The organism is Bacillus sp. D48C (assembly GCF_053345735.1).
In genome coordinates this window covers 1-12,622 of sequence record NZ_JBKFAQ010000002.1, presented here as the reverse complement: position 1 = coordinate 12,622, position 12,622 = coordinate 1, and the positions used below count along the sequence as shown (strand labels likewise).

General features: G+C 31.6%; 16 protein-coding genes and 1 pseudogene. 2 read left to right on the top strand and 15 right to left on the bottom strand.

Going from position 1 to position 12,622, the window contains the following annotated elements; genetic code table 11:
* Positions 1-141 precede the first annotated feature (141 nt).
* The 3 genes from cypA to ACLBXA_RS05100 form a co-directional block, all read right to left on the bottom strand.
* Entirely contained in the window at positions 142-1,377 is a 1,236-nt protein-coding gene (gene cypA / locus ACLBXA_RS05110) for a cytochrome P450 (protein ID WP_000062093.1), read from the bottom strand.
* Positions 1,378-1,537: 160 nt separating this feature from the next.
* On the bottom strand, positions 1,538-1,942 hold the full coding sequence (locus ACLBXA_RS05105) for a hypothetical protein (protein WP_000282691.1): 405 nt from the start codon (positions 1,940-1,942) through the stop codon (positions 1,538-1,540).
* 146 nt (positions 1,943-2,088) lie between these two features.
* Positions 2,089-3,093 (bottom strand): DUF1835 domain-containing protein, encoded by a 1,005-nt coding sequence (locus ACLBXA_RS05100; protein ID WP_000565700.1) that lies wholly within the window; start codon positions 3,091-3,093, stop codon positions 2,089-2,091.
* A 209-nt stretch (positions 3,094-3,302) separates the two neighbouring features.
* Between ACLBXA_RS05100 and ACLBXA_RS05095 the strand changes: the two genes are divergently transcribed.
* Positions 3,303-3,515, top strand: a complete 213-nt coding sequence (locus tag ACLBXA_RS05095) for a hypothetical protein (protein WP_000416836.1) — start codon at positions 3,303-3,305, stop codon at positions 3,513-3,515.
* Between the two features lie 328 nt (positions 3,516-3,843).
* On the opposite strand, the gene ACLBXA_RS05090 is transcribed toward ACLBXA_RS05095, so the two are convergent.
* The 9 genes and pseudogenes from ACLBXA_RS05090 to ACLBXA_RS05050 all read right to left on the bottom strand — a co-directional run bounded on the left by ACLBXA_RS05090 (position 3,844) and on the right by ACLBXA_RS05050 (position 10,274).
* Positions 3,844-4,047, bottom strand: a complete 204-nt coding sequence (locus ACLBXA_RS05090) for a hypothetical protein (protein ID WP_000878369.1) — start codon at positions 4,045-4,047, stop codon at positions 3,844-3,846.
* A 122-nt stretch (positions 4,048-4,169) separates the two neighbouring features.
* On the bottom strand, positions 4,170-4,586 hold the full coding sequence (locus tag ACLBXA_RS05085; RefSeq protein WP_000905578.1) for a DUF3995 domain-containing protein: 417 nt from the start codon (positions 4,584-4,586) through the stop codon (positions 4,170-4,172).
* 144 nt (positions 4,587-4,730) lie between these two features.
* On the bottom strand, positions 4,731-5,498 hold the full coding sequence (locus tag ACLBXA_RS05080) for a DUF3959 family protein (RefSeq protein WP_014894749.1): 768 nt from the start codon (positions 5,496-5,498) through the stop codon (positions 4,731-4,733).
* A 207-nt stretch (positions 5,499-5,705) separates the two neighbouring features.
* Positions 5,706-7,388, bottom strand: a complete 1,683-nt coding sequence (locus ACLBXA_RS05075) for an RNaseH domain-containing protein (RefSeq protein ID WP_000626096.1) — start codon at positions 7,386-7,388, stop codon at positions 5,706-5,708.
* Positions 7,389-7,588: 200 nt separating this feature from the next.
* Positions 7,589-7,761, bottom strand: a pseudogene (locus tag ACLBXA_RS05070) (replication-relaxation family protein); the annotation flags it as partial.
* Between the two features lie 316 nt (positions 7,762-8,077).
* Positions 8,078-8,314, bottom strand: a complete 237-nt coding sequence (locus ACLBXA_RS05065; RefSeq protein ID WP_097850603.1) for a DUF3850 domain-containing protein — start codon at positions 8,312-8,314, stop codon at positions 8,078-8,080.
* Between the two features lie 31 nt (positions 8,315-8,345).
* Positions 8,346-8,867 (bottom strand): ATP-binding protein, encoded by a 522-nt coding sequence (locus ACLBXA_RS05060; RefSeq protein ID WP_097850604.1) that lies wholly within the window; start codon positions 8,865-8,867, stop codon positions 8,346-8,348.
* Positions 8,867-9,253: an ASCH domain-containing protein gene (locus ACLBXA_RS05055; protein WP_097850605.1), complete on the bottom strand. Its 387-nt coding sequence runs from the start codon at positions 9,251-9,253 to the stop codon at positions 8,867-8,869. The genes ACLBXA_RS05060 and ACLBXA_RS05055 overlap by 1 nt, the downstream gene beginning before the upstream one ends.
* A complete protein-coding gene (locus tag ACLBXA_RS05050; RefSeq protein ID WP_097850606.1) occupies positions 9,231-10,274 on the bottom strand; it encodes a hypothetical protein in 1,044 nt (347 codons plus the stop codon). Before ACLBXA_RS05050 ends, ACLBXA_RS05055 begins: the two co-directional genes overlap by 23 nt.
* 137 nt (positions 10,275-10,411) lie before the next feature.
* Here ACLBXA_RS05050 and ACLBXA_RS05045 point away from each other — a divergent pair, with 137 nt between their 5' ends.
* Positions 10,412-10,663 carry a YolD-like family protein gene (locus tag ACLBXA_RS05045; RefSeq protein ID WP_447617126.1) on the top strand — a complete coding sequence of 84 codons (252 nt, stop codon included), beginning with the start codon at positions 10,412-10,414 and terminating at the stop codon, positions 10,661-10,663.
* A 31-nt stretch (positions 10,664-10,694) separates the two neighbouring features.
* Here the strand turns inward: ACLBXA_RS05045 and ACLBXA_RS05040 are convergent, their stop codons facing one another.
* The 3 genes from ACLBXA_RS05040 to ACLBXA_RS05030 form a co-directional block, all read right to left on the bottom strand.
* Complete coding sequence (locus ACLBXA_RS05040; protein WP_447617125.1) at positions 10,695-11,630, bottom strand: N-acetylmuramoyl-L-alanine amidase; 936 nt, start codon at positions 11,628-11,630, stop codon at positions 10,695-10,697.
* Positions 11,630-12,055: a phage holin family protein gene (locus ACLBXA_RS05035; RefSeq protein WP_447617124.1), complete on the bottom strand. Its 426-nt coding sequence runs from the start codon at positions 12,053-12,055 to the stop codon at positions 11,630-11,632. Before ACLBXA_RS05035 ends, ACLBXA_RS05040 begins: the two co-directional genes overlap by 1 nt.
* A 74-nt stretch (positions 12,056-12,129) precedes the next feature.
* Positions 12,130-12,354, bottom strand: a complete 225-nt coding sequence (locus ACLBXA_RS05030) for a hypothetical protein (RefSeq protein WP_086390541.1) — start codon at positions 12,352-12,354, stop codon at positions 12,130-12,132.
* Between the last annotated feature and the right edge of the window lie 268 nt (positions 12,355-12,622).

Here is a 12,622-nt window from a genome sequence, read left to right as displayed (position 1 = left end):
ATTTCGTTTTTTAACGAAGATCTCTTACAAATAGAATTAGTTGATCATTGGGATGTCTTCACCCTTCCGTTTCGAATTTAAATAACACATACATACTCTATGTAAATCATTTTCGATGTATGCATGTCTCCTTTTACTATTCTAGAAAGTTAAAGGCAATTCCTCTAAAGAACGCATTAAATAGTTACCTTGCCATTTAATTTCTTCACGATTCCCTTTTATTTGTAGTTCAGGCATTCGATTAAACAAAGTAGTAATAGCAATCTTTGCTTCCAACCTAGCAAGTGGAGCGCCTAAGCAGAAATGGCTACCATGACCAAAGGCAATATGACGATTATTTTCCCGAGTAATATCGAATACTTCTGGGTTTTCAAATACAGTTTCATCACGGTTTGCAGAAGCTAAGGCAATGACAACCATATCTCCTTTTTCAATTGTTTGGTCGTGAATTTGAAAAGGTTCATCTGCCCATCTTGAAGTTGTAACCTCAACTGGAGAATAATATCGTAGTCCTTCCTCAATAGCGGCATCAATTAATTTTGGATTTTCTTTTAATAACTGTAATTGATCTGGATTTTCGAGGAGCGCTAATACCGTATTTGTTATTAAATTTACCGTTGTCTCGTGTCCCGCCACAATTAGTAACATTATCATTGAATATAGTTCCCGAGCGCTAAGTTTATGCCCTTCACTCTCTGCAAGTATTAAAGCACTCACCAAGTCTTCTTTTGGCTCTTTTCGTTTAATATCAACTAAATATTGAAGATATGTAATAAACTCAGATAGTTGCTTTTCAGTTTCTTTTATTTCTTCTGGTGTTTCTGGGTAAGCAATGACAGCATGAGACCAAATTCTAAATTTCGCTTGATCTTCTTTTGGAATGCCAAGCATTTCACTTATTACAATAATCGGTAAAGGGAACGAATAATCATCAACAAGATTTAATGAACCCTTTCGCTCGACTTCATTTAACAAATCATCTGCAATATCCTGTATTCTTCCTTCCAATTGCGTGATCATCTTCGGTGTAAAAGCTTTTTGTACGAGTGATCGTAAACGATTATGGTTAGGTGGATCTGAATTTAACATATGAGTAGTTAAATAATCACTATTGTCAACAGTAAGAAACACATTCAATGTATCTTGAGAAAATACATTGGCTGGATCTTTTTTTAAGCGACTATCTTTTAAAAGTGGCAAAGCATCTTCATATCTTGTGATAAGCCATTCCGCACCTAGTTCAGTTTTATTCACAAATAAGATAGGTTGCATTTTTCTAGATTCTTTATAAATTTCATACGCATCTTCTTTAAATTGAGCTGAAGCTAAATTAATGCCCTCCTCTATTTTTAGTCCAACCTTGTTTTTCATTGACATTGTATTCCCTCACTCTCATTTGTTTTTGAAAACCAACCCAACATATGCATTATACTCTAATAAAAACGTGAAAATTGTAAATTTTTAACCAAAATCTTACTTCGTATATTGAAAAATAAAAAAGTGAGAGAGTAAAATCGTTTCACTCTCCCACTACTCTTTATGCGAAGCACATAAAATTACTAATTTGTTGATAGCGATAACTTACTTTACGACGACGACCACCTTGCCAAGTGTAACCTGATACTCCGTTTCTTCTCACTTCAGTCGGAAAGAACCATAAGTCCCTTCCGAAAGGACCAGGACGATGTAAACGTAAATAGCCCCATCTTCCTAGACAATTACACATCCATGATTTCATATTGCCCGCTTGAGATGGAGACGCAAAGGTAGACGGTAACGACGGAGCTTGCGACGGCGGTGGTGACGTTGGAGCATCTTCCGCATCATCTGGTCTGTAATCTTCTTGTTCCATATCTCTCGCTTCATCTACAGATTCATACCCGTAGTTTTGTGGATTATAATACATCGCTTGATCATATGGATAATTTTGTTGGTTATACATATTAACAAATCACCTACTTTTCATTCATTACCTTTAACATTTATATGTGATATGCCCTCTCTGGGAAGCTTATGTTATAGCCCAAATTCAACTTAAAAAGCTCGTATTATTAAAAATACGAGCCTTTCAAAAATAGAAGGTGTTTATTATTTCCTTAACTTCACACTATAAAAACGCATTTCATCTAACGAACCTTCAAATTCAAATACTTCTTGTTTAATTAATTGTTTCAAGCGATATTCTAAGAAAGTATCTCCAACCAATTGTTCAACAAGACCAAGTGCTTCACCAATTACTCTAGGAGCTTTGAGGAATTCTCGATCAGCACCCACACTTTTCGCGCATTCAATTATAAATTGATCAAAATAATCTTCTTGTACAGAATATACTTCATTTTCTTTCCACACTCTTAAACATTCTACGCTTCCCGATATTCTATCCCATTCATGTTCAAACTTCATTCGCTTCTCTTCAGTTAAATAAGGTAACTTTGCAAAACTTTTTTGGAATAGAGCTAAACTTTCAGGTGGTAATTCTCCAGTTCCACGAATATCATACTCTTGTTTTAATATTTCTCGACTTGCTTCAGATGTATTAATAACTCGAATGTTTTTCTTATCCTTTAATTGTGCCATTACAAAACTTAGGCCTACATGTTCATGTGCATTATCAGCCTTCCAAATTGTAATAGGCGTTTCAACAGGAATAGTATGTAGTTCTTCTATAGTTGCTATAAATCTTGATAAATATTCTTCTTCAAAATAACTATCATAAGCAGTTAAATTATTTATTAACCACTTCTGTCTTGCTAGTTGCCCCCCATTCGTATGCAACTTATATATCGGTCCAATTGAAAAGAATTCAGAAAAAGCAACAACACTCTCTTCAGATAATTCTTCTTGACTTAACATATATGTTAAGCAACCAGCCGTTGAATCATCAAAAGCAATATGTACGTGCGTACTTTCTTTTACATTTCTTTTATAAGTAGGATTACTCGTTAATTGTTTCGGAATATCCATCAAATTTTTAATTGTATCTTCACTATAGTTTTCTTCTAATAAGTTTAACTGTATGAGAATACTTTGAAGTAAATCTTTAACCTCATCCTCGTACATATCCTCTACAGCATTTTTAATTTTATCTATCACACAAATCCCTCTATTCATTTCAAAAATAACGTAGATTATAGTGTATCATTTTAGTATAGTTCTTTAAAGTCAAATCCAGATTGCTAGAGCAATCTGGATTTTCAACAAATACTTTCCTTATATTTTTGAATTGCTAAATATTTTTACTTTGAAAATCCTTGTATCTAAATGTATAATTATATAAAAACAAAAATATAGGAGCTACATTTATGGAGAAAGTACTTACTAATTATAGACATTACTTAAAAAATTGGAGATTTATATTTATTTGCATACTACCTGTTATCGCCTTATTCGTTACTTTCTATGTCATCTTCGAACTACTGTTTCATCAAGATTTCTACTTATCTAACTTAATTTCTGCTATCATATTATTTTTAATATTTACTAATGTTAAAGATAAATTTAAAATTAAAGGCTAAAGAACATTATTTAAAAATAGCCCTTTATTCTTGCATCCTACTATAAAATAAGCCTTGCAGTAAATTTTTACAAAAATAAGAGCACCCTGCAATTGGATGCTCTTATGTGATTAGAAGTTTTTTCTGAGTATTAAGTAGGACACGAAGATCTTGTCCTACTACATAATATATGCTTGTACTTATTATTTCGTGCATATATTAAGCACCATGTTCAGGTACTTAATATATGCATAGTCATTGCTAAAAAAATCTACTCAAATATTCACTATACAATTTCATATTTATAAATTAAAAAACATCCATTGGGGATGTTTTTTATCTAACGATTTTAAGCTTCCATAAACTTAGCCGGTACACCAATTTTTTCAACTACAGAAGATATATTAGTAGGATTAATCATTACATTTTCAATACATACTAATTTATTTTCTAATATCCCATTCTCTGTAGTAATAAGTTCTTCAAACCGATCTAAAGTCATTGAAAATTTGTGTTCACTTCCACCATTCATACTAACTTTTACATACTTCATAGTGTCACCGCCTTTCATAATAATTTACATTTCGACAAGAAGGCGCTTACACCCTTTTTTTATTTACTCTTGGATTTCTCACGTTTACATATATTTTGAGAAAAGAAACTACTATTATTTACTCACAAAATTATTACTAATAAGAAAGATAAAGATAAAAATGCACAAAGTGGAATATATAAACCAGTATCCATTCTAGCGAAGTGCGTATCTTTTTGTCGTTTAAAGATACCAAAATAATTAAACTCACCAATTACTCTAATAGAAAAGACGATCATACAAATCCAGGAACCGACTTGAATAATAACATTAGGAACTGCAAAATGAACAATATTTGCTTGTTGCAACAAAATTATCGCTGCCATACTTAATAATAATGCAATGAACAATGTCATTCCGGCACGAGGTGTAAACGCCTTTTCCCCTGATTTAGTTGGTATAACACTATTTGTCCCCCAATTACCTCCGAAACCCCAATATACATGTAAAAAGCTAACTAAGAATAATATACAAGCAGATATATATGTAATGATAAGCATTTTATCCTCCCCTTATTTTATTTAACTTCTCACCTATAAAATATGCTATCCCCCCCCTCATTAGCAACCTTTATTTAATTACATAAAAAAACCGTAATGATTTATCAATATTAAGATAAGTCATTACGGGGTTATTAAACTTCATTATGCATTAAACCTATTTCTTCGGCGTTCCATCCTTGTTTGACCTTGAACTTCATTTTCTTTGTATGGATCTATTTTCTCTGTCATTTTATATGTTGCAACTGGTTCTTCGTACTTATGCTCATGTATCTTTTCTGGAATTTTACTTTTAGATTCTTTCCCACCAAACTTAAATAGTTTCATCTTTAATTTCGGTAATCTCGGAAGACGAATCTTAAATGATAATCTTTTGCGTTTCTTTTTTGGTCCAAGTAGATTTATATTTTCTTTATTATTATCTTTCTCTTTGCGGTGAATGAACATCGCAAGTAATCCTCCTAATACAAGTCCTCCAATTAATAGTAATATATATACATAATGGCTTGTCATTAAACTCGTCATGCGTTCAAGTATGACTAACGACTGTACTTCTTTTATATCCCATAGTAAAGCGGCCCATAATGAGAATAATCCCAAAGTAAGTCCATATGTACGAAAACGAAATAAACATGGAATTAACGCGACACATGCAGCAATTTTCGCATTTGCTATGATTGAGCTTGTTGTAATATCCTGATGCCAAATAACTAACAGTAATGTTATAAATGGCGCATACGCTATCCAGCTGCATATACGTGAATACATCTTTTTAGCAAAATAACTACCGAAACTAGTAAAAAATAAAAGCCCTCCAATATATACAGATTGTTCTAGAGGGATTTGCTTTGTAAGTCCTGCAATTGGAAAGAGGACGCTCAGTAGCATTAAGAGCACATCTAATTTCTTCACCATTCCCCATTCCTTTCAAATTTTTTCAATTAATAAAAATCGCTTTTCCATTTGGTATAGTTTTTGTATTTCTAAAAAACATATTAATCCTGTCTGCACATAAAGTAAATATGTAAACGAAAAGATACTTGACAAATGATATCCTTATTTGCATAAAAAAATGACAAATCCTGATCGATATAACGAGCAGGATTTGTTTACTAGTATTTAAAGTAGAATAATTGAATCTTTCTTTTCTACTTTTACTACATCTACATCCAATTCATCATCAAATTCTTTAAATTCTCTTGCATCTATGTCAGTAATATAACTCTTTATTACTTTTTCCATATGTACGGAATATGTCATGTGTACATTCTTTTTCGAAAGCATACTAGAATTACAGCACATGTAATGTATCATTTTAGCGATATAATCCCTTTCTACAGGTTTTACACCTAATGGTAGAATTTCAATTATATATCGCTGAAAAACTTCACTACAATTAAGTGAATATTCACCAGTGCTATAATACATCCCTTTTTGATCTGCATATAAGCCTATTCTATCTAGAGCATCATCACATTCTATTACACCGTAGCTTGGTACATCAAAACCTGTATTTATTCTAATAATATTTAAGTTGGGAACCTTTAATACCTCTGGAACAATATCAGGTAAAATATCTGTATTAATTTCTTTATTTTGTAACTCTTTTATCCAATATTTTCTCAAATTTGCATCTACAATGAAGTAAACTTGTTCATTTTGTTCTTTTGCATATTGTACAATTTCCATTAATGTTTCGAAAACATATTGTTTAAAAAGAGCCCCCATATCATTTCTCTTTGATGGTTGTGATAAAAATGCATTATGTTTATTTATATTTAATAATACGTAATCAATCTTTTGCCACTCTGTATTCCCATATAATTTATATAAAATTTCTTTTCCTTTTATTTTTGAAAGAATAGGTAAGAAATCAAATTTCGATATTCGTTCAATTGATAAATTAACATATGTACAAGGTAAATTTATCTTATTCCAACTACGCTTCAAAAATCCTTTTTGTTCTAATAGACTAAAAACACTATTTACAATTGTTTTACGAGATACACTTTGGCCTATAAATAAATTAATAAATGTTGAAATACGATTTGTTCGTGCAAATCCCTCTCTAATGATTTGTTTTGGATCAATTTTTTCGCGTCCATCACAATTTTTCATTGCGATTAATGCTAATGTCGCATCACTGCGCTCACCCGCGGTAGCATAGACAGCTTTCGTAACATCATCTACAAGATTTGTTTTATATTTTTGACAATATTGCATTTTATATGGATTTTGTAACACCTTTTCAATATTGTATCTCACAATCTTTAATAATACTGGGAAATCTGTATTCAATACATAAGAATTTTCACCAATTTTAGTCAAAACAATTTCGCTATCAAGTAATGCTTGTTCTATTTCCAGCGCTATATTTTCAGACCAAACTTCTAATGTTAATGTCTCTAATCCTTTTGGTGCAAATAAAGGAAATAATTCATTTTTGTTATTTGTTGCTACCTTTTTACATTCTGGAAGTATTGTGAAATAAGAGAATTTACGCTGGAATTCTTTAAATAAATACTCTCTTTCCTTTACTTTTATACCTGGTTCTATTTTAGTACCTTGGACTTTATATATTCTTTCATTGTATGGAAATAACACCCTTTTATTTTCCCCGACAATATAATCTTTCGGATATTGGAGAATATGGTCTAAATCCAAATCTCCACCTATTTGAAAATCATCTTTTAAATTTCTAAATATCTTAATCCATTTCATGCCGGTTGTAGCTTGTTGCATTTTTAGTTTTACAAACCGTATTTTTTTATTATTTGATGCAAACTCTGGGGTAGAAATCAATATCATCCCTCGTTTTCGTCTGAAAAGTAAAGGAATATCTGGATGATTATATTCTTGATATTAAGACTGTTTTTATGAGCATTTCGTATAAGTATGATGTAACTGATTAAAGCTATTTTCAAAGAAGACATATCAGCGATAATTTATGTCTATTTCTTATAGGTGTTAGCAAGTGTGTTTGCAAACTTGTTTGCACTTTTTTATTGAAACTCTGGGACAACATACACCTTCACATAAACGCCATTCTTCATTACAAACTGCTCTAAAGTTTTTTGTCTATATTCTGTTACGGTAAAAAATGAACGATTGGTATTTTATCCTTATATTTATTTTTGTAGTAAGTTGTAAACTCACCACACCTTTTCATTTTCTTCTACAGTAAGTTATATTAAGAATTACTTTTTAATTCCTTGATATAGATAAACCTTTTATATTATTGATATATTAAAGATACGATTTCATAGGCTTTTAATTGAATACTTTGTGGGCGCCTATACAATTTAAAAACCCACCTATCATTACAATTAAGTGGGTTTTTAAATTTATGTTTTTACTTTCTCATTATTAACTGTTATAGTTACGCAAAAGTAAAATAGCCTTTAAGTCGACTAATTATATTCCTTTAATATCAAAAGGAACCCAAACAAAAAATTAAATATACGCCTTGTTAAGATTATGAAATAAAAATACTATACTATTTTAAAACTAAAAACTACATAACCCTCTTTTTGCTCAAAATCTGTAATATACAAAATTTCTATCGCTATGCTTCTTCCTGTATATTCTTTTCGCTCATTATCCCATTCATTTAAATTAATTGTATCACCTACATGAAAATCCCTATCATTTTTGCGGATTTCAAAGGTCTTAATACGCTTCAACACCGGTTCAAAAAAAACGGTATTTATTTTCAAATTATGTAGCATAGTATACTCTTCACTCCTAACCAAAATACTACTAGCTTTTAATAAATCTAATTAGCTCTGAGTATGGTTCAATTTCATCATACATAAATAACTCGATATCATTCTCTTGCGAATATTTAATAGCCTGACACATTTCAAATTCTTGAAAATCCGCTAACAGTTCTATCGAATATTTTATACGATCTCTTTTGAATAATCTTTCTTTTATTACTTGAGGATTATTTTTCATAAAAATAATCTTACTCATATTAGTACCCTTAAAAGTTGAAAAATCTAAAGGGTTTATTTCATTTTTCGAGTTTAACAAGCAAAAATGTCCATCTAACAACAATTTTGAATCAGTTAATTCTAAATTGTTTAATTCACTCTTCCACATCTCTTGATTCCTCGAAATATTACCAGTACTCTTTTGAGATATTTCAATATCATTACCCGCTTTTCTAATTAAATCACTAACAGAAAATGCTTCAAGATCCATGTCATTTTGTAACTTTTTTACTAAAGTTGATTTTCCAACACCATGTATGCCAGATAAAAAAATATATTCTACCATCATATGCCTCCATTGGTATAACAAAATGATTGAGGTGCACCTTTTAAAGTACTATCGAATTCGATTAAATCTAAAGGCTTTTCATATTTTTTAAATTCTTTAATCTGTATTGCAAATCCTTTTTGTTTCCCCTCAAAATAATGATTAAAAAATCTTCTAGTTATCCCCGAATATTCTTTTGTCTGTTTCCATATGTTTTTGGGATTATCCATAATTATATCTTCTATTTCAAACTCCCCTACCACTTTTCCATATGGTTTAGTTGCATAAACTACTACAGAAGAAACATCTTTTCTTTTAAAGATATTTTTTCTGTATTCAAATCTTTTATTTCCCGAAATAATTTCTTCTACAAACTCCGGTTTAATCGATAATAAAACTTTCACATACCTCACCTAATTCTAAAATCTTTTCAAATTGTGAATTTGTTAAGGGCATAAAACCTGCGTACTTCCCGTCACTTATCACATTTTTTTCAATTAATTCTTTCCTAATAATACGTTTTGGCAATGCAATATTATACAACATTTTAATAATATGAGGATACTTTTTTAACTCCCAAAATCCTTTTAACTCTAGAGGGGTAAAAATTGTTCCTTTACCGCAAAATTTAATGAATTCGTCAAAGTTATTAAATTCACTAATATGTTTTCTCTCTATTACAGTACATATAGATGTTGCAACAGAACTATATTTAGCGGACTGACCCCATTCAGCTGTTCGATAAATTACTAACATATCTCCAGATTGAATACTTTCTATCCCCAGCATAGCTGTTAAATAAACCTTTTCAACTGTATTTGTAAAAGATAAATCTTCTATTTTATGATTTCTTTCCGTGTCTAGTTTTGAAAACGGAAATAATCTTGTATGGTATTTAGGATAGATACCAAGTACAAATTTATTGTTTTCCTCTAATTGAATACATGGAAAGTCTCTAAAAATATCATTTTTTTTCTCCAATGTTTTTACATATACCAATTCACCGTTATTTTTTCTCCCCCAAAAAACAAAACCAAACTTTTCAAATATCTCCACTAACTTTACTTGCTTTTCAAAAAGAGTTACATAGCATTCAGAATACTGTTCTTCTAGCATTCTCTTCAAAATAATACCAATAAAACGTTCTCCCAGAACTGTTCCATGTGGATTGATTTTAAAGGTTCCAATCTTAAGGCGTCTTTTTTTCAGAAAATTCGGGGTGATAGTATCATCAGACTCATCTTCTTCCTTAAGATACAAAAATCCCTGAACTCCATTTTCTCTTAAAACATAAGCTTTTTCACCTTGATAGGCTTTCTTCTCGAACCATCTTTCGAAACCCTCATAGTCCTCTATCAGACTTTCGAAAAAGCGATCATTTACATCTAATTGTGAAATTTCAATTTGTTCAATTACATCATTCATTAACTTTCTTCCTCCTATGTTATCATTTCTAGCACCAATATTCAAACATACGTTCTTAACTAGAGTATATTTATTGTTACCACTTAATTATAGCAAAAAAAGGAATTTTTTATAAAAAAATCTTTTCATTAAACGAAATGCTTAACGATTTAAATAAAGTTCCTAAATCAATTGTTAGCGTTGATATGCAGGAGCAAATTGAACGAAGTCTTATTCATTCGATGCAAAGTAAAGAGGAAATATCTATTTCATACTATCGTGACGGAATAATCCACGACATGTACATAAGTGTATCGCATATTGAACCGCTGATAAAAACTGTATATTGTACAGATGCTTTTGCTTTGAGTACTGAGTTTAAGTTTGATGAATTAGTGAATATAAACTAAAAAAAAGCCGCCCAATAAACGGCTCTTATTTTTACTTTTCAAACTTCACATATTCACCTGAAACCCATTGGTCGCCACCAACATTATACCAACCGTCTCTATATCCCCAAGACTGATATCTTTCGCTCTGATACACATTTTTTTCGACACCATAGTTAGTTCCTGGACCAGTACGAACGCGTAACACATCAGCAGTAATAGTTACTACACCAATGCCATCATTTGAAGGTTTAGAAGCTGCTGGTGCATTTTCTCCTATATAACGAATGTATGATGAATCATTATATACCCACTGATCGCCACCTAAGTTTAGCCACCCATTTGACTCACCCCATACTTGGTAGCATTCTCCTTTCCCTAATTGACGAATAACCCCGTATCCAGTACCAGGTCCTTTACGAAGATTAACATTATTCCCCTCAATATATGCAATACCTGTCCCACTAGATGACGGTGGAATATGAGTTGGGGGTACGTTATTACCTCCACCGTTATATACATTTTGGACTCTTTCAATAAAGCTGTTCCAACGTTCTTCTGCTAACATACGATGAGGACAATACTTTCCACTCCATGATTTATGTGTACGAACTTTACTGATTGGAATGTTGTACTGTTTCATTAATTGAGCTACAACGATAGCTGCATTATCTTCAGCTTTATAATATCGATCTCCACCACTTAAAGAGTAACAAATTTCAACTCCAATAGATTTACGATTTCCGTTACCACCACCATCACCGCAATGCCAAGCGTTACGCTCTAAAGGAATACCTTGTACAGCTTCTTTATCGTCTACCGCAATATGAAACGATACTTGGTTGTCATTACGAATCATATAAGCCACTTCGTTATTTGCTGTAGCATCGTTATAAGTATTGTGGACAGTAATGAATTCTGGATTCATTGTATAAGGACACTTAGTACCATATTTGCTTGCATCAACTAAATTTTTTCTGATTTCCATTATTGAACATCTCCCTTTTTCTCTTCTTGTTTTTGTTTACCACCTAAAATTCCAACTGCATTTGTCAAAGCTTGTGGCAACGGAATACCCATTCGACCAGCATTTTCTAAAAGTGAAAGTAATTCATTACCCATGAAGAAGAAAATTGTTGCTTCACGAATAGCACTATTGCTTCCAAGTGCCACATCCAGCTGGGTCGCCACTCCAACCAAAAGAAAAAGCACCACCTTTTTGGCGATGCCTTTGAAACCAACTTTACTTTTTAGCTCTCCGTTATATCCTGCTGCGACTACTCCTGTGATATAGTCGATAGCTGCCATGATTACTAGAACTTTCAATGTTGTATCCCATCCTCCCAAGAAATACCCACAGAAACCACCGAAAGTGGCAATAAAGGTTTTTAATAATACATCAATACGATCCATCTGTTCACTCCTTATTTATAATAAAAAAGAGAGACGCTTGCCCCTCTTTCAATAGGTACTTTTATTTTAAGGTTTTATATCATTCCTTTTAATATTAAACCCAAAACCGACATTGTGATTGCACTAACAATAATTCGTAAAATCCAAGTTGTATTCATACTAATCTTTTCTAATTGCTTATTAATTGTAGCGATGTCTTTCTCATTAATTGTTGTGCGAGTTTCTAAATTACGAATATCACGCATAATTTCTTTTTGTTCTGCTTTTAAACTATCGATTTTTACATATACATCTTCCAATACATTCACATCCTTTTATCATCTTAATAAAGCAATCTTCATATAATATGAGACAACCTTATTCACGGTGAATACATCGTAGGAATCTCCATACAAAAGCCGTATTTTATGCAAAATAAAAAACAGCTTATAGCTGCTCCTGCTCCGTTTGTATGTTATTTTCATTAGTTGATGTTGGCGGTTCTTGAGATGGATAATTCCCTGTCAGTGATGTATAACACTCTAAACAAATATTCTTTTTCGCAAATCCCATATCTAGTGGGTACAA

Coding starts and splice junctions, on each gene's coding strand:
- ACLBXA_RS05045 (WP_447617126.1), top strand. CDS start 10,412: ATGCTTAACGATTTAAATAAAGTTCCTAAATCAATTGTTAGCGTTGAT.
- ACLBXA_RS05085 (WP_000905578.1), bottom strand. CDS start 4,586: ATGCTTATCATTACATATATATCTGCTTGTATATTATTCTTAGTTAGC.
- ACLBXA_RS05065 (WP_097850603.1), bottom strand. CDS start 8,314: ATGCTACATAATTTGAAAATAAATACCGTTTTTTTTGAACCGGTGTTG.
- ACLBXA_RS05060 (WP_097850604.1), bottom strand. CDS start 8,867: ATGGTAGAATATATTTTTTTATCTGGCATACATGGTGTTGGAAAATCA.
- ACLBXA_RS05090 (WP_000878369.1), bottom strand. CDS start 4,047: ATGAAGTATGTAAAAGTTAGTATGAATGGTGGAAGTGAACACAAATTT.
- ACLBXA_RS05040 (WP_447617125.1), bottom strand. CDS start 11,630: ATGGAAATCAGAAAAAATTTAGTTGATGCAAGCAAATATGGTACTAAG.
- cypA (WP_000062093.1), bottom strand. CDS start 1,377: ATGTCAATGAAAAACAAGGTTGGACTAAAAATAGAGGAGGGCATTAAT.
- ACLBXA_RS05050 (WP_097850606.1), bottom strand. CDS start 10,274: ATGAATGATGTAATTGAACAAATTGAAATTTCACAATTAGATGTAAAT.
- ACLBXA_RS05035 (WP_447617124.1), bottom strand. CDS start 12,055: ATGGATCGTATTGATGTATTATTAAAAACCTTTATTGCCACTTTCGGT.
- ACLBXA_RS05105 (WP_000282691.1), bottom strand. CDS start 1,942: ATGTATAACCAACAAAATTATCCATATGATCAAGCGATGTATTATAAT.
- ACLBXA_RS05095 (WP_000416836.1), top strand. CDS start 3,303: ATGGAGAAAGTACTTACTAATTATAGACATTACTTAAAAAATTGGAGA.